Below are 22,041 nucleotides of genomic sequence, written 5' to 3'. Positions count from 1 at the left end.
ACGAGACTAGGCGAGACTCGCGATCACGAATGTCTGTACCAGACGTGCTCTCGACTCGGAGTCAAGAGAGTGTTTCACGTGGAACGAGAGGCTCTGCTGGTAGCGGCGACATTGAGACGGCGACGGCAGGTGACGACTTAGTTGCAGTGCCAGGCGCGACGTTCAGCGAAATTCCCGTCGATGACATTCACCCGAACCGTAAACAGCCGCGGCAGGTATTCGACGAAGAAGAACTCGCTGAGCTAGTTCATTCGATCAAAGAGATCGGCCTGCTTCAACCGGTAGTCGTGCGGCCTTCACGCGAAGAAGGTGGACCACGGTATGAGTTGGTGATGGGTGAACGCCGCTGGCGCGCCACCCAAGAAGCAGGTTTCGATGTCATCCCTGCCATTATTCGGGAGACCGATGACTCTGACCTGCTCAGGGACGCCCTGCTCGAAAACCTTCACAGGTCTCAACTCAACCCGCTTGAAGAAGCAGCCGCGTATCAGCAGTTGATGGCTGAGTTTGAGTGTACTCAGGAGGAGTTGTCTGAACGCATCGGTCGTTCCCGTCCTCAGATCTCCAATACGATCCGGTTGCTACGCCTGCCAGCGTTGGTACAGCGCCGTGTGGCCGCAGGGGTTCTCTCGGCAGGTCATGCGCGCGCCATCCTGGCCCTGAGCAGCACCGAGGATATGGAAAAGCTGGCGCAACGTGTAGTCAACGAAGGCCTTTCTGTACGTGCGACTGAAGAGCTCGCTCAGGCTACTGAACGTCAGGGTGAGCCTCAGAAACGTCGGAAGGTTGCTGAGCCTCGCAGGCAGGAGCGGTTGGACTTCTTCGCCAACCAACTCCAAGACCGGCTCGAGACTAACGTCAAGATCACGCTTGGCGCCCGCAAGGGTAAGGTGCAAATTGACTTCGCCTCAGTTGATGACCTCAACCGCATCATGGGCATCATCAAGGGCGAGACAGGTCTCGGAGAGTAGCTCTTGTATTGCCCGCGTGAGTCCTTGACTGACGTGTTGACCGTGAAACGAGGTAGGGCCTGGTTCGGAAGCTATCCGAACCAGGCCCTACCTTTTGTGTCCCATAGTGGTGATGTGTCGTGACTGTATTGATGTGGTAGTTCCGCCTTCCGCTTCTTGGTGGATGTTTCAGGACATCGTTCCGCGTTGTGCGGTCAGCAAAGACGGCTAGGGAACGTCTCTGCAGTATTGCGGATTCCGGTGTTCCCAGGGCTGTTTTGTTCCGGTTGCCGCTACTGCACACTGATGTATTCGTTGTTCCTGACCGCCGGGACAAGCTCATTTTGCCGCCGCCCGTGTCTTGACGTGGGATGCAATGACGGAAGGCTCGCACCTCGCCCCGTGATGTGAACGATGTCGTGACACATGGGTGAAGAAGTCGTGAGACGTGATTGGAAGGGTGTCATGAGAGATCTCTGGGGTGGACAGGGTGGTTGCGGGTGAACCCTGTCGGGAAACCAAACACTTCTCAGACCTGCACATTGTTGCTGCAGTGGGTCATGACCTCAACACATTGATCCGTGCCATTGACTTCGTAGTTGCAGACGGTGTGGATCCCGTTGTATGAAATGAGCGCCCACCGAGATACGCGGTAGCAGGGGAGTGGTTGTTTCATGTGAAACATTGGACGCGGATTGTCCGTCGGGCAGCGTTCAGATTCTTCATGAGGCAAGGTGTGCCGGCCGTTCCTGGCAACCACGTCGACGCAGGACCACGCAGCAACACGCAGAATCTGGTTTCCAGGACAGAAGTAATGAGTGGCGTCGGCAGTGCACATCAGCTGCAGATACAACAGAGGAAGACTGTTAGTCAGCACGAAACAGAATGTACTGAGTCGCGTCATCGTTACGCTATGCGAGGCGAGCATAGGTTGCGTGGAATATCAGAAGCGGTACGTTCGAGGCCGATGCGGGGGAGTGGTAGAGGCGCCGGATAAGACAGGACGAAGGAACGCTGGGCCAGTAGATGGCGGCTACATCAGCTAATAGGACCGGCGCCTGTCTGCAGATAGCACTGTCACTCACGCGTCCTGATTGCCAGTCTTTCGTGGGCGTCCACATGCGTGCGCACTCGTACCCGTGTGCCCAGACCAAGTTGACGCTGTGAAAGCTGAAGAAGGCACAAACAAGTGATTGCAAGCGACGGTCGAACGAGCCAGGCTCGTTGCACATACAACAGGGTCTCTCCATCGACGCGCAGGCCAAGTAGGAGACATGGAAAGGAACGGAGTATCGGGGCGGCTCAATGCCTCAGTATAGAAGGCTCAGAACACAGACGCCGAACAGAAGGCTCCGAACAGCAGACTCAGAACAGACAACTCAGAACAGCAGACCGGAGCAGAAGGGTCGGAACGGAGGGTCGGTTAGGAACGCGATTGCGTATGCGAAGCGAGTGGATAAGAAATGAGGGAGTCAGTTCCCACTGGAACTGACTCCCTCGTGCATGTTTACGTTTCACGTGAAACGCTAGCTAGTATCCGCCGTGTTTCACGTGGAACAAAAGACCGGCCGAGCTGGGCATGTTTCATGTGAAACAAGCCCGGTCGATTAGATGTATTCCTTGAAGGCGTCGAGCAGCTGAGCCTTTGGCTTCGCACCGATAGAGGTAGCGACGTGCTGGCCACCCTTGAAAGCGAACACAGCAGGGATCGAGGTGATCCCGTACTTCGCGGCGATACCTTGGTTCTCGTCAACGTTGACCTTGACTACCTGCAGCTTCTCTCCGTTCTCTTCCTGGATCTCCTCGAGAACCGGTCCAAGGGCGCGGCAAGGGCCGCACCATTCGGCCCAGAAGTCCACCAGAACGGCCTTCTCATTCTTGAGGACCTTCTCCTCGAAATCTGCTTCAGTTACATCAATAACGTTGCTCATATCTACTCCTAAAACTCGATGGGAAAAGATTGTTGGGTTCGGGACAGACGCACGCTCTACCAGCGAGGCGGCTGCGGAACTGTGTACGGATCTCTATGTACGGAACTCGATGTACAGATCTATGGGGGGAGAGCGGGGCCTAGCTCTGGGGGAGGGCGGCCTAGCTCTCCTTCAGCGAAGCCAAGTAGTGCTCCACGTCAATGGCTGCGGTACAACCAGAACCTGCAGCCGTGATGGCTTGCCTATAGGTTGGGTCCACAACATCACCCGCAGCGAATACGCCAGGAATCTTGGTCTTAGAGGTACGGCCTTCAACTGCGATAGTGCCCTCGTCGGTGATATCGAGCTGCCCGGCAACCAACGAAACGCGAGGATCGGAACCAATAGCGATGAAAACACCAGATGCGTCCAGTTCACTCTCCGCGCCCGTCACCGTGTCACGTAGACGAACACCTGAAACCTTGTCATCACCCAGAATCTCTGTGACTTCGCTGTTCCACCGAACTTCGATGGAAGGATGGTTCAGTGCCCGATCAGCCATGATCTCCGAGGCACGGAACGAATCACGGCGGTGAACGATCGTAACCTTGGAAGCGAACTTCGTCAGGAAGAGCGCCTCCTCCATGGCAGAATCTCCGCCGCCAACAACAACGATCTCCTGATCACGGAAGAAGAAACCATCGCACGTGGCGCACCAGCTCACACCATGACCGGTGAGTCGCGTCTCCGACTCCAGCCCAAGCTCACGATACGCCGAGCCAGAAGCGACAATCACAGAACGCGCCTGGTAGATAGTGCCGTCACTGAGCACAACCTTCTTGACCTCGCCATCGAGCTCAAGAGCGGTAGCGTCATCGTAGATAACTTCAGCGCCAAAGCGTTCAGCCTGCTGCTGCATATTCGTCATCAGATCAGGACCCATGATCGCTTCAGGGAAGCCAGGGAAGTTCTCGATCTCAGTGGTCTTCATGAGCTCACCGCCGGCATCGACGGAGCTCGCAATAACGATCGGTTTAAGATCAGCGCGGGCGGTATAGATCGCTGCCGTGTAACCGGCAGGACCGGAACCGACAATCACCACATCATGAATCTTTTCAGTGCTCACCTAACATGGCCTTTCATAGAGGACCCACCGTCATGGGCCCCACGGTACTGACCGGCAGCCGCACATGACGCTACAAAACCCTAGGAGGACCGCCCAGCGTGGGCAGAATGCAACGCCAACACGAGCTGCGCTCACTCGTTAATAGAAACAAGAAACGCTGGTGAGCTATTCCAGAGCGGAAACGAATAACGCGCCTACAGTGCTAGTCCACTGAGGCGCGTTATTCATTCTGATGTGCTGAATCTACAAAGCGGTCCAGCACGGCGTCCACGGTGTCGCGGAACGGTACATCTACTCGACGTTGATCTCTGCGACAGTGAAACCATAAGGGCGTCCAGAAGGACCACCGCTAGCGATCTTCGGAAGCTCGGTAATGTTCACGAAAACATACTTTCCTTCAACGCCTTTACCGAGCCCGGCTTCTAGGGTCGGGCCAGAGAACGAGCCTGAATAGGCTTCCTTAGCATCAGAAATGTTCTCCGTGTCACCCACTAGAATCTGCATGTTTCCGCCCACGCCATTCAAGCCCTCAAGCTTGACTTGCTTGACAGAGGCGGTCTCTTCAAGCTCCAGAACCAAAGCCATCGACTGAGCGTAGTTACCGAACTGCGGCGTGGTGTAGCTGTACGTCTGATAGGACGTCGCTAGCGAGCCATCGATCGCCTTCGGCAACTCGCCGTCAGTATCCGCATTCAATTCAGGCGCGCCAGGAACCAGACGGCTGATGGACTGAACAGCCGGTTTAACTTCCTTCTCCTTTTCCTTCTCGGAAGGAGATGGAGACTCAGAACCCCCTGAGCTCTCCGGCTTCTTCTTGTTCTCCTGAGAAGCAGAAGCAACAGGTGCCGGGGATTCCTTGTCTTTGGTGAGGTTTCCGACAGCGAAGACGACACCGCCGATCATCAGCAGGCCAAGCAGACCCCCGACGATTACACGGGTCAACTTGTTGCCGCTATCTTCCGGTTCAGCATCTTCGAACGCCTGCGACTGAGTGCCATCTGCGGAAGCGGCCGCGCCGCTTGCGCCCGCGCCAGCACCCGCAGCAGCTCCGGCACCGAACGCCTGGCGTGGGAAACGAGATGCAGGACGCATCTCGCCATCGCGCTCTGAGGCTTCACGGGCGGCACGCGCATCTGCATCCTCACGGCTTTCACGCATGCCGGGGGTGACGATGGGGTTCATCTCAGTCGGGACATCAGCGAAGTCAAAGCCGCCGAACCCAGTGAAACCACCCGCGGCTGCGCCCCCGCCAGTGCCCCGTCCATCAGTACCCCTGCTACCGCTGCGGCCGGTACCCCGACCAGTGTCCCGGTTCCGTGCGGACTCCTGGGAAGCCTCGCTGGCTGAGGTAGGCACGCTCGCGATCGGGCCGCTCTGGTAAGAATCAGAAGCACCGGCAGACGATGGCTCAACAGGTGGAAGCTCCGAGGAGCCTAGGTTCTCGGGCTGAGTCTCGTGTGGGTCGCTGATCGCTGGATGGTGCGCTCCAGCCCCGGCGCCGGCGCCGGCGCCGGCGCCACTGCCACTGCCAGCCCCAGTACCAGCCCCGGCGCCACTGCTGGCGCCAGAACCTGCCCCGGTACCTGCCGCTGCGCCAGCGCCGAAACCTGCTGCCCAGGCGCCGGAACCCTGCTCGTCATTGCTCTCATCATCGGTGTCCCAGGAGTCGTCGTAGACTTCCTGATTCCTGTTGCGGCGGTTGCGGAATCGGCCGGCGAAACCTGAGAACAACGGTTTGCGGGCTTGTTCGTGGGCGAGTTCTTCGTAGTATTCGGCGTCGTCGTCGTAGACCTGTGGTTCGTAGGAGCGGGATTCGCCGAAGATCTCGGAACCGAGTGTGTCGGTCATGAACGGTTCAACGTAGGGAGTGCCGTTCTCGATGACCAGGTCAAGCATGTCTGCCGCTTCAGCGTCAGCGGCGATGAGGTAGGTAGTGGACTGACTGATGCCGAGGTCGAGGACCTTCACCGGGGAGGGCCGGGTTTCGATCGCGATTTCGCGGGCGGCTACGGCGAGTCGGGTCGCGTTATGCGGTGCCGCAGTGAGGATGGAGACGGCGCGGTTGAGGACTTGGTCGGTGCCTGCGTACACGCGGTCGCCTTCTTCGGTCGCGACGATGAGCTCGCCAACCTGATAGCGCCCGCCTAATACGGTGCCGCTGTCGATCTCTTCCGACACGTTTACTCCTCGAACTCGACCAGCCTTGCCGGTCCTGGTTGGTGTGCGGTGCGGCTGGTGCGTTTGTGTTGGAAACTGTTTCTATTGTTCATGCTACCGGGGAAGTTCCTGCGGATGTGTTAGCGCGAAACCTTGAGTTTGCGCAAAACAGGGGCGAGGAAGTCGTCGAGTTCTGGGATGCGTGCCAGTTTGAGGATACCGAGGTAGGCGGCGAGCATCACGATGCCGGTCATGCAGATGGTGGCGATGGCCGGCAGGTAGCCGCTCCAGGCCCACCCGTAGTCGTAGGCGCCGAAGCTGTAGGCCAGTGTTGCTCCGATGAGGCCGGAGCCGACGGCGCACCACCCGATTTTGATGTATTGGTCCATGACGTGCCCGGCCCCGTAGTGGCCGTATTTCTTGCGGATGGTGAGGTGGGCGACGATGGTGAGTGAGATGTGCGCGATGGGGAATGAGATGCACAGGGCTTGTGCGCGGATTTCCCATGGCACGGTGTGGGCGACCAAGATGGCGGCTGCCAGGGTCAGCGCTGAGTAGAACACCTGCAACAACATCGGGGTAAAAGTATCTTCTTTTGCATAGAAGACGCGCATAAGGAAGAAGTTATAAGACTGCCACGGAAGCCCCAGCGCCATCAAAAGAATCAACGTCGCCGTTGCGGAACCGGCTGCCGCGGACTGCACGCTGGTACCGCCGAAAAGCCTTCCAAGCGGACCAGCCAAAACGACCAAAGCGACCGTTGAGAACAGCATCGGGATGGCGATGGTCCTCAGGCCATGCGAAAGCAAGTGGCCTACGTCCTTGTCGCGTTTCTCGCTGAACGCGTTGCTGAACTCGTTGAACAGCACGGTAGCCAGCGATAGCGCGAAAAGACTGTGGGGGAGAACCACAATCAACTGGGCCTGGTTGAACGCGGTTTCACCCGGGATGGACGGGTTGCCTTCACGGACCGCGGTTGCGCCGGAGACGACCTTACCGGTGTAGAGGTTGACGATGTTGCCAAGCGCCATCGCTAACAGAGTCCAGGCGGCCATCTGGCCGACTTTACGCAGGCCCATTCCGCGGAAACGGAAGTCAGGACGTAGGTTGAGCCCGAGCTTTTTCAATGGCCAGAACAATATGAGCGCTTGCGCTGCCACGCCCAGGGTTGCGCCACCGGCAAGCACCACGGTCTGGTGGGTGGTCCAGTTGGCGAAGTACAGATCAGAACGGCCGGTATAGGCGCCGAAGAAGAATATGTAGATCGCTAATGAGGCGACCTGGATGACGTTGTTAGCCACAGGTGCCCACATGTAGGCGCCGAAGCGGTGGTGGGCGTTCAAGACCTGGCCCACAACGGCGTATACCCCGTAGAAGAAGACCTGCGGCATGCACCAATAGGTGAATACGGTTCCGAGCGCGATCATGGCCTCTGACCACCCGGAGGACAAGATTCTTGTGAGTGTGTGGGCGCTAGCGGTCAAGACTGCGGTGAACGTAGCCATCACGAGGATCGTGAGCGTCAGTAGCTTGGATGTGTATTCGCTGCCGCGGTCAGCGTTCTTTGACGCTTTGATCAGCTGCGGCACGAGGATGACGTTGAAAACGCCGCCTGCCAGCAGCATGAAGATGATCGTGGGCATCGTATTCGATTTCTCGAAGATGTCTGCCACGTGGGTTGTTGAGCCGATCGCGATGGCGAGCATCGCGGTGCGCATGAATCCGAGTACCCGGGAGATGAGGGTACCGGAGGCCATGAGGGCGACTGCTTTGCCTCGGCGATTGGATGCGCCTGCGCTTGTTTCGTTTCCGAGGTCGGGGGTCTTGGACTGTGCGGAGGCGTTAGTGCTCTCAGAGCTCATGCGTCTCGATTACCTCTCGGGCCATTTCGGCGATTCTGCGTTCGTTGAGGAAGGTGAGTCGGCGCGGGAGCTCGACTAGGGGGACCCAGTCCACGTCAACAGCCTCATGGTCTGGGTCGTTTTCGATGGTGAGTTCGCCACCGGTTGCTATAAGAAGGAAGTGGTGAACGGTTTTGTGGACCCTGTATTGGGGGACCATGAACCAGTAGTCGATGGATCCGAGGGGCACGAGGATTTGCCCTTGGATGCCGGTTTCTTCAGCGATTTCGCGTACTGCGGCTTGTTCGTGTGTTTCTTGGCCTTCTGGGTGTCCTTTAGGTAGACACCATTCGAGGCGGCCTGCGCGGTTGTAGCGCGCAATGATGGCTACGCGCAGGTCAGGGGAGTCGGGATCGATGACGATTCCGCCTGCGGATACCTCTTCAACTGTTGGTGTTGAGGGGGATAAACGCTGTGATGCCCGCAGTGTGCGGGTACGTTCCCACGCCAAAGCAGCCGTCAACGGCGTGCGGCGCTGTGGGTTCGGAACGTGCTCACTCATATCGGACACTTTAGCTAATACAGCTTGAGGCTCTCAGGGTGCCGTGCCGTTTAGAGGTAATTTTGGCTGGCTCGGCTCGGGTTCTTTCCGCGATATCTGGAAAGATAAGGAGCGTGATTCAGCTACGTGATGTGCAGTTGCCGGCGCTTGCCCTTGAGTTGGGTGAGCGGTTTATTGCTGCCGGTTTTGAGTTGGCGCTGGTTGGTGGGCCGGTGCGTGACCTGTTTTTGGGGCGGGCGGCACCTGACTTGGATTTTACGACGAACGCGACTCCGGATCAGATTCTGGATGTGGTGCGTGGTTGGGCTGAGGCGACGTGGGATGTGGGCCGTGAGTTCGGCACGATCGCTTTGCGTAAGCGTGGTGAGGATATTGAGATCACTACGTATAGGGCTGATGTCTACGATGCGGGTTCGCGTAAGCCGCATGTGCGGTTTGGTGAGAAGCTCGAGGATGATTTGGCTCGCCGTGATTTCACGGTGAATGCGATGGCGTTGCGGTTGCCTGCAGGTGAGTTGGTGGATCCGTTTGGTGGGCGCGCGGATGTCGAGGCCGGGGTTTTGCGTACGCCGTCTGGTCCGGAGATTTCGTTTTCGGATGATCCTTTGCGGATGATGCGGGGCGCCCGTTTCGTGTCTCAGCTGGGTTTTGAGTTGGCTGGGCCGGAGCGTTCGGCGATGCAGCAGATGGCGTCACGTCTGGAGATTGTCTCTGCTGAGCGGGTTCGGGACGAGCTGAATAAGTTGATGTTGGGTTCTGATCCGGCCTCGGGGTTGCATGTGATGGTGACAACGGGTTTGGCTGACTATGTGCTCCCTGAGTTGCCTGCGTTGCAGATGGCGACGGATGCGAATCATCACCATAAGGATGTGTATCAGCATTCGTTGACTGTTTTGCGGCAAGCGATCGAGCATGAGGGCACGTCTGCTGACGATGCGGTGCCTGGCCCTGACTTGGTGTTGCGTTTGGCGGCACTTCTGCACGATATCGGTAAGCCGGCTACGCGCCGGTTCGAGAACGGTGCGGTGAGTTTCCGTAACCATGAGGTTGTGGGCGCGAAGATGGCGCGTAAGCGTTTGCGTGCGTTGCGTTATGACAATGCGACGATCAAGGCCGTGGTGCGGCTGGTTGAGTTGCACATGCGTTTTTATGGTTATGCGGATGTCGCGTGGTCGGATTCTGCGGTGCGCCGTTACGTGAATGATGCCGGTGATGTTTTGAGCCGCCTGCATTTACTGACCCGTTCTGATGTGACGACGCAGAATCGGCGTAAGGCTGAACGGCTTGAGCATGCTTATGACGATCTTGAGCGCCGCATCGAGGAGCTTGCCGAGCAGGAGGCGTTGGATGCGATCCGCCCGGACCTGAATGGGCAGCAGATCATGGAGATCCTAGACATCAAGCCGGGCCCTGTTGTGGGGCGGGCCTATAAGTTCTTGCTTGAGAGGCGCCTGGACCGCGGGCCGGTTTCAGAGGAGCAAGCGAAACTAGAGCTGCTCGAGTGGTGGGCTGAACAGGACGCCTAGGCCAACTACTTACAGCGATGCGGGGCGCCACCAACTGTTGGTGGCGCCCCGCATCGTTCTTCCCGTCGGCTGTTGCCTTGGGGTTCAGGCTTGAAGTTTAGGAGTCTTTTTCGCCGCGGATGAAGGCTTCGACGTCGGCGTGTGCTTGTTCGTCGTTGACCTGCACTGGAGGCGACTTCATGAAGTAGGAGGAAGCCGAAAGCAGCGGGCCGCCGATGCCGCGGTCCAGGCCGATCTTCGCGGCGCGGATCGCGTCGATGATGACACCAGCGGAGTTAGGGGAGTCCCACACTTCGAGCTTGTATTCGAGCGAGACCGGGGCGTCGCCGAAGTTGCGGCCTTCGAGGCGTACGAAAGCCCACTTGCGGTCATCGAGCCAGCCAACATAGTCGGATGGGCCGATGTGAACGTCGCGTTCGGCGAGCTTCGCGGACGTGTTCGAGGTGACGGCCTGGGTCTTGGAGATCTTCTTGGATTCGAGGCGTTCACGCTCGAGCATGTTCTTGAAGTCCATGTTGCCGCCCACGTTGAGCTGGTAGGTGCGGTCAAGGATCACGCCGCGGTCTTCGAAGAGCTTGGCCATGACGCGGTGCGTGATGGTTGCGCCGATCTGGGACTTGATGTCGTCACCGACGATGGGCACGCCGGCTTCACGGAACTTCTCGGCCCATTCGGTGGTTCCGGCGATGAACACTGGGAGCGCGTTGACGAACGCGACGCGGGCGTCAATCGCGCACTGGGCGTAGAACTTATTCGCTTCCTCGGAGCCGACAGGCAGATAGGAGACCAAAACGTCAACGTCGGCTTCTTTGAGAGCCGCGACGACATCAACTGGTTGTTCGGTGGACTCTTCGATGGTCTCGCGGTAGTACTTGCCGAGGCCGTCGAGGGTGTGGCCGCGCTGGACCGTCACACCGGTTTTCGGGACGTCGCAGAGTTTGATCGTGTTGTTTTCGGATGCTTGAATCGCATCGGCGAGGTCGAGCCCAACTTTCTTGGCGTCAACATCGAATGCCGCAACGAAGTTCACATCGTTGACGTGGTAGTCGCCGAACTGCACGTGCATCAGACCCGGGATGGTCTGGTCTACTGCGGCGTCTTTGTAGTATTCAACGCCTTGCACGAGCGAGGTCGCACAATTGCCGACGCCCACGATAGCGACGCGGATTGCGTTATCCGACACGGAAACCGTCTCCTTGGAAATAGAGAATAAAGGCACCGCGAAAGCGGCACTTGAGATCTGCGCTCAGTTTAGTTCATGGCCCGCGCAAAGTTCGTCTATGTCACAGGGTGCAACACGATGTCACAGGGGCAACATGTCGCCGGGCAACGCGGCTCGCGCGTGTGCGGCATCCCGCACACGCGTGAGCCGTATTGAGCGCGAGTGCTGGAGCGGCTATGCGCGGACGGCGTTGCGTACGTTGCGTGCCGCTTTCCACACCGGTGCTGGCAGGGCGGTTTTCAGGCGTGCGCGCCATGCGCGGGTGCGGGCGCGGGCCATCGCGGCTGCTGAGACGTCGAGGTAGCCCTTGCGTGCCGCATCGGCTAGTGCTGCGAGTTCGTGTTCCATGTCGCGGCGGTGTGCGGCCTTGACGTCTTCCGGGGTGTGGAAGTAGTTGCGGCGCAGCCACTGTTGGTTGGCGTGCGGGATGTTGAGGTCCTGCATTTCCTCGAGTGTCATGAGGAGGCCGGATTCGCTGAACATCGCGTTGAGTAGCTTCTTGGTGACTCCGAAGTCGGAGATGATCCCGACCCGCAGCCCGCGGTCGATCGCCTCGACCGCTGCGGTCGAAGACACGGTCACGAGTGCCGAACCTGGCGTGAGGCGTTCGGCGAGTGAACCGGTCTGGAAGTCCAGCAGGCTCTGGTCTTCGCCGGTTTCGGCGCAGTAGTTCTCCCACAGGTAGTCGTAAGGGAAGCGTTCGATGTGGGTCTGCGGTTCCCCACGCAACGCACGTAGCTTGACGATAACCTCAACCTCAGGATGTTTGCGCTTGGTTTCTGCCAGGGCTTTGAGGATTTCGAGGCGCTGGAATTGCTTGAATGGCATTTTCGCTTGTGGCGCGAAGACGATGCGGTTGACGCTGGTCATGTCTGGCTCGGGCGGCTCGTGGTGGCTGAGCATCGGGAGCCTGCCGACTGCGAAGCTCGGCGGAAGGATATTCTCTTCCTCGAGCGGCGGGGTGGGGGCGTGGCCTTGCTCTTGAGCCGCTTTGACGATTTCTGGCGCGTCGGCTGGGTCTGGCTCGTCGATCGCTGGGCGTTCAGGGTCCAAGCCGGCCTCCTCCACAGCCTCCGCGTCCTCGTCGGCCTCAGCGTTACCGGCGGCCCCGGCATCGTAGGCCCCGCCATCGTAGGTCCCGCCACCGAAGCCATTGCCGCCAAAGCTGCTGTGGCTAGCGAATCCGCTGTCGAAGCTACCGTTCGGGAGGACTGCGCGCGGGGTGATCCCGTCGAGGCTCATCTTCTCACCGAGGATCGCGAACGCGTCGGCTTCTGCGAGGGAGTGGACCATGAACGTGTCGGAGAGTTCACGGAAGCCTAGCGCGCGCGAGGTTGCCGGGAAAGCGATGCCTGGTAGCGCGGTGATCAGTGCCGGGCGGTTTTTGAGGGATGCGAAGTGGATGAGTACTTCGCGGGCGATCGGCCCGGTAGCGGCAACTAGCACCACGTCCGGCATCGGGTTGAGGTTGGTGGAGAGCTTGCGCACCGGTACGACGGCGGGCGGCCGGCCTTCGAGGAACGTTCCGGCTAGTGCCGCACGGGTTTGTACGGAGGTCGGGATCACGTGTGAGCGCACGACCACTACTTGGCGCCGCCAGTCTTTGAGCTGGTCAAGGAAATGGACGGCGTATTTGAGGTATGAGTCGGAGTCTGCGATGGCCGCGATGGTCCTAACCGTCATGTTTTTTCCTTACCTTGTTTGAGTGAGACGGATGAAAGAAGGTGTTGCCTGAGTGCTGGTGTCGCCTGCGAGGTCCACCACGAGTCTGGGATGCGTTTATATGTCACGTCGATGCCGCGCCCGGCCAGCAGGATGCGTAGCGAAGTCACCGCGGTTGAGGGCAGGGATATGACGCGTTGGAGGGGGCGTAAACCGCTGAGCCGCAGTTCTACCGGGGTTGTGACGTCTTGGACGTTGACGCCCGGGATCGCGCGGATCTTCTCGAGCAGTTCGCCTTTTTCTCGCCGGTGCGGGAAGTAGGCCAACGGGGTGTCGGCGGCTAGTTGGGTGATCCAGTCGATGTAGGGTTCGGCACCGATGAGGCCGTCATAGGCGAGCGCTGAACCGATCAGCATGGTTTGTTCGCAGAAGGTCTCTTCTGCAGGCTGGCTCCTGGCCCATTCGAAAGCATGGTGTTCAACGCGTACGCCGATGTTGGTGAGCCGCTGCGAGAGCTCCGGTACGAGCGGTAGCGCGGTGATGAGCAGTACGCGGTTGTTTTTGGCGGCCCACCGGAGCCGGTGCCACGCCGTGAGCCCGAGGGCGAGGCGCCCGATGGTTTTCTTACCTCGGTCTCGCACGAGCGGCGTGGGCTTAGGGTCGGTGAGTTTGTCGAGGAACGCGAGCGTGGCGAGGCCGTCATCGACGATGATGATTTCACGCTCGCCGAGTGGGCCCAGCATCGCTCTTTGGACTCGCCCGGAGAGCATATCCCCGGCACCCCACCGGTTCATGGGGGTTGAGCCGATGGGGGTGATGTCTTGGCCTTCGGCGCTGATGGTGACGCCTTCGGGTACGTGCCGGTTGAGGACCTCGACCGTTTTCTCGATGCCTGGAATACCAGGGCGGATGCGCACGGTGGTTGAGGTTCCGGTGAGGCCGGCCGCGTGAGCTTCGATGGCGCTGAGCAGCTGGAGCGGGGATTCAACCCAGATTTCGCTCGTGCCGAGCCTGGGGCGAGGTGTTTCCTGTTGGGCGCGAGCCGCGCGCGGTGACCGGGGCTTGCGTGAGTTTTTCATTGTTGTTTCTGGTGGCCTGGCGGTTTCCGGTTACCCTGTGCTGTCTGGTTGCCCTGTGTTTTTCGGTTACCCTGTGCGTTCCGGTTACCCAGCGCGGAGAGGGCTTTGACGGCCGCCTTGGATGGAACCTTCAGCAGTTTGGAGGTCTGAACCTTGTTCTTGAGGGCGTTGAAGTTTTTGGCCCCCATCGCGTTACCGAGGTGACCTACGAGGCGCTCGTAGGTGTTGGTCGGGTTGGTTTTCATGAGGTTGAGCTGATACAGCCGGGTTTTACGCAGGTAGAGCTTTCGCAGCTCGGGGTCTGAGGTGCAGAACTCGAACGCCTCTGGGTAGAGGGCCTTCATCCGCTCGGGCTGCATCGTGTAAGCGACCGTGTTCAGAAGTGCCTGGAGGCGGCCTTCCTTGGAAGGGTCGTCCGCTGGTGCTGGGATGCCGCGGTGGAACAGCGCGTCAGCAAGCATGACGGGTACGCGGTTGGAGTTCGGGTACGGGTTGAGGTTGTGGATCACATCCTCGGCCCCTACCGCTACCGCGGGGATGTTGTAGCCGTAGCGCAGTGTTGCTAGTGCGGTCGAGAAGATCGAGACCGCCACGACTGGTTTGATCCAGGTGGCGACGATTTCTGCCGGCACGGTATCGGTGATCTCGACGTATTCGAGGCCGAGGGATTCCACGACTTCCCGGGTCACGATGCGTGAAGTGTAGGAGGCCGATGGGTGCGGTTTGAACGCGATGACCTCTGCGCCGGCATCGAGCGCTGCCTGCGCCATGCGGGTGGTCAGTTCGTGCTCTTCTTCATCGGTGATGAGCCGCAACTCGTTGAGGTATTGCCCCAGGATCAGCCCGGCAGGTTTACCCGAGGCCATGATGCTCGCGCACGCAGCTGACGGTTCAACCTTGTTAGCCCACGCATCGATCACGCGAGTGAAGTGTTCAAGCCCCACCGCATCGGAGGCTGCACCCCATTCCGCGCCGTAGAGCGGTTTGAGGCCAGGCACGATGTCCAGGTGCACCACGCGGTTCAAACGCGAACCGATCTCGATGGGCAGGGGATCACGCAGCGGCCCGTAGGCCATGAGCCCGTCGGCGTGGACGGTGATGGGCGCGTCGTGGAAGACGGTCGCGAGCGCCCGGCCAGGGTTGACCTGGAGGGATTCAAGCCACAAAGAGATTTCCGATGCGTGGCCCGGCTGGGTCAGGGGCAGATCGAAATACTTGCAGAACAGTTTCCGCCACATCGGCGCCTCTACTTGGCGTGGGGAGAACTGGTGCGGACGCAGCGGGCGAATGAATTCGCCGAGGTTGATGACACGGTCAAAGCGTGAGGCGAGCTCTTCGAAACCGGTCGCCCCGGTGATCCCGGGGACCAGTTCTGGTTGGCGGGTTGAGTCAACCACGCACAGCACGCGGTCGCCGTCTTCAGGGACTGCGCCGGCGTCGATCATCGCGGCGAGAGAGGCCACCTGGTAGAGGGTTGAAGCCTGGAAAAGCTGAGTCATCGGTTGCTCTTTGCTATATGAGAAGCGGGGGCGGTATCAGAGGCGGGGGAGGCGGAAGGCCGGAACGAGAGCAAAGCGGCCATGAAACCTGCGCCCTCAATTTCCTTTTTTACTTCCGGTAGCACGGGGCCCAGGAGCTTGAGGCGTTTAGGGCCCATCTCTTTCACGGTCTGGATGATGAGCTCGCGATCGAATTTGCCTGCAGTGGCCCGGATCTCGGTTCTCATTTGCTCCTGGAGTTCGCTGCTCAACCGATCCTTACGTTCAAGCTGGAAGCACGTGATCGCCAGGAACTGGCGGGCGAGCTTCGGCATGAAACGCTCGCCTTCGGCGTCCTTAATGAGCAGGTCAGCCATCTTTCCGAACGCGCGGGCGAAGTGCAGCTGACGTTCGTCACCGACCTGGGTGAGGGTTGTGGCAAGGCCGCGGCGCCACATCGTGGTGGGGCCTTCGATGAAAGCGCACGTGGATGCCGCGAGCATCACGCCCCACAGCCATAAGCGGTCTTCAGCGGTCGAGAGGCTTTCGTCGAAACGCATCACATCGAGTACGTCGTGGAGACGGCGGTGATACATTCCGGCAGCGACCCACGGGTTATCGATAATGGTGCTGTTGTTGGGCGGCATGATGAAGTCCCGCGGGTTTTCCACGGTCCCGATGCGCCCGGTTGGCAAGTTGCGTACAGTGCGTGTCCCGTTTTTCTCCTCGATCATCGGCACACGGATGAAGTCCACGCCGAGCCTCTGCATCGCCTCAGCCCGAACACTTAGGCTGAGTGGCTCAAGCCAGTCGTCCCCATCCAGGAACGCGATATAGGTTCCACGGGCCACTTCGAGGCCCCGGTTGCGGGCGGCAGAGACGCCGAGCGCAACCGGGTTCCTCAGAAGTGTCAGACGCGGAAGCAGCGGACGGAACGAATCGATGACGTCCTCTACGTCTTCCTCGGAACCGTCATCGACCACGATGACGTGCAGCTGATCTTCTTGACCGGCAGGCATCTGCCGGGTTGTGGAGACGAGCGTGTCCGGTAGCAGGTGTTTCTGATTGTGGGTTGTCACAATCAGCGAGATCTGCTCGGGCTGATCCGAGCGTGCCTCGGTTGGTGCTGCGGCAGCAGTCACGGCTCCTCCAATATCTACTGCAATATCTACGCGGTCTGGGTTGAAACGCGGTCTGGGTTGATGTGCGCTTAGCCGACCTTGACTGCCATTGGGTCTTCGGTCACGCGGCGCAGCGAATCCTTCTTAGCTGCCTCGCCTGGCATGACGCGCTTGCGGCCGTCACCCATTGCCTTTTCAAGGATGCGGATGTCGGTGACCAGCTGCTCGAAAGCGCGTGGCTCAAGGGAAGCGGCCTGGTCGGAGCCCCACATCGTGCGGTCGAGGGTGATGTGGCGTTCCACGGTCACAGCGCCTAGAGCGACAGCCGCCAGGGAGATCTGCAGGCCGTCCTCGTGGCCCGAGTAGCCCACTGGGACGCCGTAGCGGTCTTCGAGGGTCGTGATCGAGCGGAGGTTGGCTTCCTCTGGTGGCATCGGGTAGGTCGAGCACGAGTGCATCAGAACGAGGTTCTCGGTTCCGAGGATCGCTACGGCCTCGTCGATCTCAGCCAGGGTGGACATGCCGGTCGAGAGCAGCAGTGGCTTGCCGGTCTGCTGAAGGGCGCGCAACATCTCCTTATCGGTCACGGAAGCGGACGCGATCTTGTGGGTGACAACGCCCAAGTCTTCGAGGAATTCGACGGATGGGACGTCCCATGGGGAAGCGAAGCAGTGCAGGTCCTGCGCTGCCGCGTACTGCATGAGCTCCTTGTATTCCTTCTCACCGAACTCGACGCGGTGCTTGTACTCCATGTAGGTCATTTCGCCCCATGGGGTCTGGCGTGGCTTGTTGCGCATGTGCTCCGGGACAGCGATCTCCGGGGTGCGCTTCTGGAACTTCACTGCATCGGCGCCGGCGTCAGCTGCCACGTCGATGAGCTGCTTTGCGATGTCGACGTCACCGTTGTGGTTGATGCCGATTTCACCGATGACGTAGACAGGCTGGTCTACGCCGAGGGTCTTCTCGCCGATCTGAACGGTCTTAGCTGGGTGCTTCGTCATTTCTTTGAGTCCTTTCACAAGGGAGCCGTTATGGCTTGAAGTTTTGGTTGTTGAACTGTTTGGACGTTTGAACTGTTTAGGCAATATGTGCCGGTTGGGGGATGGATCGTGGCAGTAGCCCCGCTGGGTCATTGACTTCGCGGTTTTCGTTGCGTGCCGCCAGAATCCGGTCGCATACTTCGCGTACTGCGCCGTGTCCGCCGGGCGCGGAGATGGAGATGCGGGCCGCGCGGGTCACCAGCGGCTGAGCGTCTGCGACAGCCAGCGGCCAGCCGACCTCGGCAAACGCCGGAAGATCGTTGATGTCGTTGCCGAGGAACGCGACCCGGGCCGGGTCGAGGCCGTGTTCTTTGATCCACGTGGATACGGCTTCGGCTTTGTGTTCCACGCCCTGCATGACTTCGACCTTGAGCTTCTTGCCCCGGGCTGTCACTACAGGGTTGGTTTCGGTGGAGACGATGACCATCGGGATGCCCGCTTGGCGCAGCATCTTGATGCCCATGCCGTCAGAGCGGGACACCTTCACGGATTCGGTTCCGTCTTGGGTTATGGTCACCGAATCATCGGTGTGGACGCCGTCGAAGTCCATGATGAGCGCGTCAACATCGAGCGCTTGGACGGGTGCTTCATGTAGTTCGGCGATGCGGATCGCGTGTTCGAGGTCATCGAGGGTGTCGATTTCCGGTGCGGTCCACGCTGGAACCTCGATCGCGGTGAGGGTTCCGAAGAAACGGTGGCGGGTTTCGATGAACCCTTCAGTGTTCATCGCGTAGAACGCACCGGTTTCACGCATCTGAGGCGCACGGTCTTGGCGGCGTGGCCGGTAGGCGACCTGGTGGCCTACCGCGGTCACGTTGCCGTTGGGTGTGCGGGTCCAGAGGAAGCCGTGGTCTTCGACGGTCGAGAACGCTACATCAGCCGACTTCGTCTCTACCGCGGTCACGGCCGCCTGGAGGTCTTCTGGCCGGATGAACGGCGATGTGCACTGCACTAGCACGGTCACGGCTGGGCGTTCGCCGCGGGCTTCGAGGATTTCCAGGGCGTGCAGCAGAGCGGATTCGCTCGATGCGGTGTCACCGGACAGCGCCGCGGGGCGTTCGATGACTCCGGCTCCGCATCGGCGGGCTTCGTCAGCGATGCCTGGGTGGTCGGTAGATACGTAGACTGTGGTGACCGATTCCGCTGCAAGTGCGGCATCGATCGCGCGGCCTACGAGTGAACGGCCTGCGATAGGGCGCAGGTTCTTCAACGGCACACCTTTGGAACCGCCGCGGGCCGGGATGATGACGGTCGCGCCGCTTCGGGAGTCTGGCGCGGCTACACTGGCCGGTGTGGCCTGCGGTGCAGCGGCTTGCTGTGGGGGAGTCGTTTCTGTGGTCACATATGACAAGGTATGGGCTTGATGTGTCCGGAGTTCATGCTCGACGTGAACTGTAAATGAAGCTCATCGCGGCCAGCGTGAACGACAGATTAACTAGCTCAAAGTAGGCTTAGAGGCATGAGTAAAGGACCTAAGAAGGGGCCGTTGCGTGTAACGGTGCCGAGTCGCAATGACTCCGTGGTGAAGTCCCTGGTGGGAGCGATCGGCGGTCCGCTGGGGCGCAGAACCGCTCCGGGGGTTGTTTCGCCTGGGTTCTGGCACATCGAACGGGTGTTGTTGGTGCTGGTCGCGATCGCTGGCGTGATTGCGATTTTCACCAAGACCACGTGCCGCATCAACGGTTGGGGTGACCCGTACCGCTATATAGGTATGTGCTATTCGGACTGGACGGCACTGTGGGGGGCCCGCGGGTTCAACGAGACCCCGTTCGCGCCGTTCGATTCCGGGCAGGAGCCTTTCGAGTACCCGGCGGGCATGGCGATCATCGCCTCACTCGTTTCACTGTTTGTGCCGCGTTCACTTGAACCCCGCCAACAGAGCCTCCTTTACTTTGACATCAACGCGTTCCTCGCGGTGGTCTTGTGGGCGGTTGTTGTTATCGCGGTTGCGAAGATGAGTTCTCGCCGCATCTGGGATGCCGCGATGGTTGCGTTGTCTCCCGCGATCATCCTCGCCTTGACCGTCAACTGGGACATGTGGGCGATCGCCCTCATGGTCACTGGCTTGTTCGCGGTTGCGCGCGAGCATCCGTGGCTTGGCGGGATATTGATCGGTATAGGTGGGGCGGTCAAACTCTTCCCACTACTGGTTTTGGGTGCGTTTTTCACGTTGGCGTGGCGCACCCGCCGCTGGCATGTTTTCGGCAAGATCGCAGGCGGTGCTGGCATCGGTTGGCTCGTGATCAACTTGCCGGTCTATCTGATTGACCCGAAACGGTGGGCCGTTTTCTATACGTTCTCCTCCGACCGCGGCGCGGGCTTCTCCTCGACGTGGGAACTGTGGAACATGACGATCGGCCGCAGCGCACCTGATCTTGTGTTGACGGCGGATACGATCTCCCTGCTGGGCATCATCTTCTTTGGCTTCTGGTGCCTCGGCGTCTTGATGCTGGGGCTCATCGCTCCATATAGGCCGCGCGTTGCACAGCTTTCGTTCTTGATCCTGGCGATGTTCGTGCTGATCGGTAAGGTCTACTCGCCGCAGTTTGTGATGTGGCTCGTCCCACTCGCTGTCCTTGCGTATCCGCGCTGGCGCGCACTCTTGCTGTGGCAACTGTTTGAGGTGTTCCACTTTGTAGCGATCTGGATGCGCCTCTATGGGATGGCCCAGCCGGATCAAGCGCGCGGCTTCTTCCCAGACTGGATCTTCAGCATGACCGTCCTGGGCCACATCGCCTCGCTCGGGGCTCTGATGTTCCTCGTCATCAGATGCATCCTCCGCCCTGAGGAAGACCCTGTACGGCGCGTCGGGCTGGATGATCCGCTCGGCGGTCTGTTCGCGAGCCCACAACGGCAAGGTGCCAGGGCCGCGAAAGGCCGACGAAAAGCCGGAACCAAACCTCGTACAAGCAAAAGCGAGCCGTCCCGGGCCAGAACGGGCACAAGCGAGCCAACAAGAGCCCGCGCATCCGCAACTGATGCATCCGCATCCCGCACGTCCCCAACCGGCGCGGCTTCGAGTGAACAAGGAGAGTCATGACTGAAGCGTTGACGTATGTAGAAGACCTCGCGGACTTCATTGACGCGTCCCCTTCGAGCTATCACGCGGCGGAAGAAAGCGCTCGCCGCCTCGAAGAACAGGGTTTCACGCGTCTCGCTGAACATGATGAGTGGCCCGCGCAGCCGAGCGGGAAGTTCGTGGTGGTGCGTGATGGCGCGGTCATCGCGTGGACGGTCCCGGCGAATGCGGACCCGTGTACACCAGCGAATATTTTTGGTGGGCACACGGATTCCCCGGGCTTCAAGCTCAAACCGAAGCCGACCACGGGTAACCACGGCTGGTTGCAGGCTGGCGTTGAGATCTATGGTGGCCCGCTTTTGAATTCGTGGCTGGACCGTGAACTGCGCTTGGCGGGCCGCTTGGCGATGCGTGACGGTTCTGTGGTTTTGGCTGATACGGGCGCGCTGCTGCGTTTGCCGCAGCTTGCGATCCACTTGGACCGCGGCGTGAATGAGAAACTCGCGTTGGATAAGCAGGTCCAGACTCAGCCGGTGTGGGGTCTGGGTGTGCCTGCTGAGCATGATCTGTTGGCCGAGCTCGCCTCGTCCGCCGGTGTTGATCCTGAACAGATCGATGGGTTCGATGCGGTGGTCGCTGACTCGGCTCGTGGTCAGGCTTTCGGCAAGGATAAAGCGTTTTTCGCGGCGGGCCGCCTGGATAACTTGGCTTCCGTTCACGCCGGTTGCGTTGCCCTCGGTGAGGTAGCGGATGCAGGTGTGGGCCAGGATGCTCAGCGGATTGCGATGTTCGCGGCTTTTGACCACGAGGAGCTGGGTTCGGCGTCCCGTTCGGGTGCTGCTGGCCCGTTCCTTGAGGATGTTTTGAACCGTATTTATGCGGGTTTGGGTGCATCCGCTGTGGATCAGGCGCGGGCGTACGCAGAATCCTGGCATGTGTCATCGGATGTGGGGCATTCGATCCACCCGAATTATGCGGGGCATCATGATCCGGTGGTCAAGCCACTTCTGGGGTCTGGCCCGATCTTGAAGATCAACGCTAATCAGCGTTATGCGACTGATGCGCTCGGTGCTGCAGCGTGGGCTAGCTGGTGCCGCGAGGCTGGGGTTGAGAGCCAGGAGTTCGTCTCGAATAACAACATCCCGTGCGGTTCCACGATCGGCCCGATCGCGGCGACCCGCCTAGGGATTCGCACCGTGGATGTGGGTATCCCGATTCTGTCGATGCATTCGGCCCGCGAGCTTGCAGGCGTGAGCGATCTTCACGACCTATATAAGGTTGCGAAGGTTTTCTATACCGCATAACTTAGTTCACTTGCGCTTCACCTGGGCTTGTAGAGATGGGGACC

Annotated in this window: 16 protein-coding genes; 4 read left to right on the top strand and 12 right to left on the bottom strand. The window is 59.8% G+C overall.

Annotated features, from left to right (window positions below):
* Positions 1–971, top strand: a 971-nt coding sequence (locus tag MHJ63_RS07715; protein WP_239446856.1) for a ParB/RepB/Spo0J family partition protein, incomplete at its 5' end; no start/stop codon positions are given.
* A gap of 1,586 nt (positions 972–2,557) precedes the next feature.
* Here the strand turns inward: MHJ63_RS07715 and trxA are convergent.
* The 5 genes from trxA to MHJ63_RS07690 all read right to left on the bottom strand — a co-directional run bounded on the left by trxA (position 2,558) and on the right by MHJ63_RS07690 (position 8,546).
* Positions 2,558–2,881 carry a thioredoxin gene (gene trxA / locus MHJ63_RS07710; protein ID WP_035755743.1) on the bottom strand — a complete coding sequence of 108 codons (324 nt, stop codon included), beginning with the start codon at positions 2,879–2,881 and terminating at the stop codon, positions 2,558–2,560.
* A 160-nt stretch (positions 2,882–3,041) separates the two neighbouring features.
* Entirely contained in the window at positions 3,042–3,986 is a 945-nt protein-coding gene (trxB, locus tag MHJ63_RS07705; RefSeq protein WP_035755745.1) for a thioredoxin-disulfide reductase, read from the bottom strand.
* 291 nt (positions 3,987–4,277) lie between these two features.
* Complete coding sequence (locus tag MHJ63_RS07700; RefSeq protein ID WP_239446854.1) at positions 4,278–6,164, bottom strand: hypothetical protein; 1,887 nt, start codon at positions 6,162–6,164, stop codon at positions 4,278–4,280.
* A gap of 119 nt (positions 6,165–6,283) precedes the next feature.
* Positions 6,284–8,005, bottom strand: a complete 1,722-nt coding sequence (murJ, locus tag MHJ63_RS07695) for a murein biosynthesis integral membrane protein MurJ (RefSeq protein ID WP_239446853.1) — start codon at positions 8,003–8,005, stop codon at positions 6,284–6,286.
* Positions 7,995–8,546, bottom strand: a complete 552-nt coding sequence (locus MHJ63_RS07690) for an NUDIX hydrolase (RefSeq protein ID WP_239446852.1) — start codon at positions 8,544–8,546, stop codon at positions 7,995–7,997. The genes murJ and MHJ63_RS07690 overlap by 11 nt, the downstream gene beginning before the upstream one ends.
* Positions 8,547–8,659: 113 nt before the next feature.
* Here MHJ63_RS07690 and MHJ63_RS07685 point away from each other — a divergent pair, with 113 nt between their 5' ends.
* On the top strand, positions 8,660–10,072 hold the full coding sequence (locus tag MHJ63_RS07685; protein ID WP_239446850.1) for a CCA tRNA nucleotidyltransferase: 1,413 nt from the start codon (positions 8,660–8,662) through the stop codon (positions 10,070–10,072).
* Between the two features lie 97 nt (positions 10,073–10,169).
* On the opposite strand, the gene MHJ63_RS07680 is transcribed toward MHJ63_RS07685, so the two are convergent.
* The 7 genes from MHJ63_RS07680 to MHJ63_RS07650 form a co-directional block, all read right to left on the bottom strand.
* A complete protein-coding gene (locus MHJ63_RS07680; RefSeq protein WP_239446848.1) occupies positions 10,170–11,255 on the bottom strand; it encodes an inositol-3-phosphate synthase in 1,086 nt (361 codons plus the stop codon).
* Positions 11,256–11,468: 213 nt separating this feature from the next.
* Positions 11,469–12,977 (bottom strand): DUF6716 putative glycosyltransferase, encoded by a 1,509-nt coding sequence (locus tag MHJ63_RS07675; protein WP_239446846.1) that lies wholly within the window; start codon positions 12,975–12,977, stop codon positions 11,469–11,471.
* Positions 12,974–14,035 (bottom strand): hypothetical protein, encoded by a 1,062-nt coding sequence (locus tag MHJ63_RS07670; protein ID WP_239446845.1) that lies wholly within the window; start codon positions 14,033–14,035, stop codon positions 12,974–12,976. Before MHJ63_RS07670 ends, MHJ63_RS07675 begins: the two co-directional genes overlap by 4 nt.
* Positions 14,032–15,534: an alpha-2,8-polysialyltransferase family protein gene (locus MHJ63_RS07665; RefSeq protein WP_239446844.1), complete on the bottom strand. Its 1,503-nt coding sequence runs from the start codon at positions 15,532–15,534 to the stop codon at positions 14,032–14,034. Before MHJ63_RS07665 ends, MHJ63_RS07670 begins: the two co-directional genes overlap by 4 nt.
* Entirely contained in the window at positions 15,531–16,655 is a 1,125-nt protein-coding gene (locus MHJ63_RS07660; RefSeq protein ID WP_052048387.1) for a glycosyltransferase family 2 protein, read from the bottom strand. Before MHJ63_RS07660 ends, MHJ63_RS07665 begins: the two co-directional genes overlap by 4 nt.
* 68 nt (positions 16,656–16,723) lie before the next feature.
* Complete coding sequence (locus MHJ63_RS07655; RefSeq protein WP_035755754.1) at positions 16,724–17,635, bottom strand: N-acetylneuraminate synthase family protein; 912 nt, start codon at positions 17,633–17,635, stop codon at positions 16,724–16,726.
* A gap of 76 nt (positions 17,636–17,711) precedes the next feature.
* Positions 17,712–19,016, bottom strand: coding sequence for an acylneuraminate cytidylyltransferase (locus MHJ63_RS07650; protein ID WP_083285463.1), 1,305 nt, complete (start codon positions 19,014–19,016; stop codon positions 17,712–17,714).
* A gap of 117 nt (positions 19,017–19,133) precedes the next feature.
* Here MHJ63_RS07650 and MHJ63_RS07645 point away from each other — a divergent pair, with 117 nt between their 5' ends.
* Entirely contained in the window at positions 19,134–20,714 is a 1,581-nt protein-coding gene (locus MHJ63_RS07645; RefSeq protein ID WP_084590394.1) for a glycosyltransferase family 87 protein, read from the top strand.
* Positions 20,711–21,997 (top strand): M18 family aminopeptidase, encoded by a 1,287-nt coding sequence (locus MHJ63_RS07640; RefSeq protein WP_035755757.1) that lies wholly within the window; start codon positions 20,711–20,713, stop codon positions 21,995–21,997. Before MHJ63_RS07645 ends, MHJ63_RS07640 begins: the two co-directional genes overlap by 4 nt.
* The last annotated feature ends 44 nt before the right edge of the window (positions 21,998–22,041 follow it).

The organism is Pseudoglutamicibacter albus (assembly GCF_022346425.1).
GTDB lineage: Bacteria > Actinomycetota > Actinomycetes > Actinomycetales > Micrococcaceae > Pseudoglutamicibacter > Pseudoglutamicibacter albus.
The sequence above is the reverse complement of the archived record's forward strand: the minus strand, read 5'-3'. Positions and strand labels throughout refer to the sequence as shown.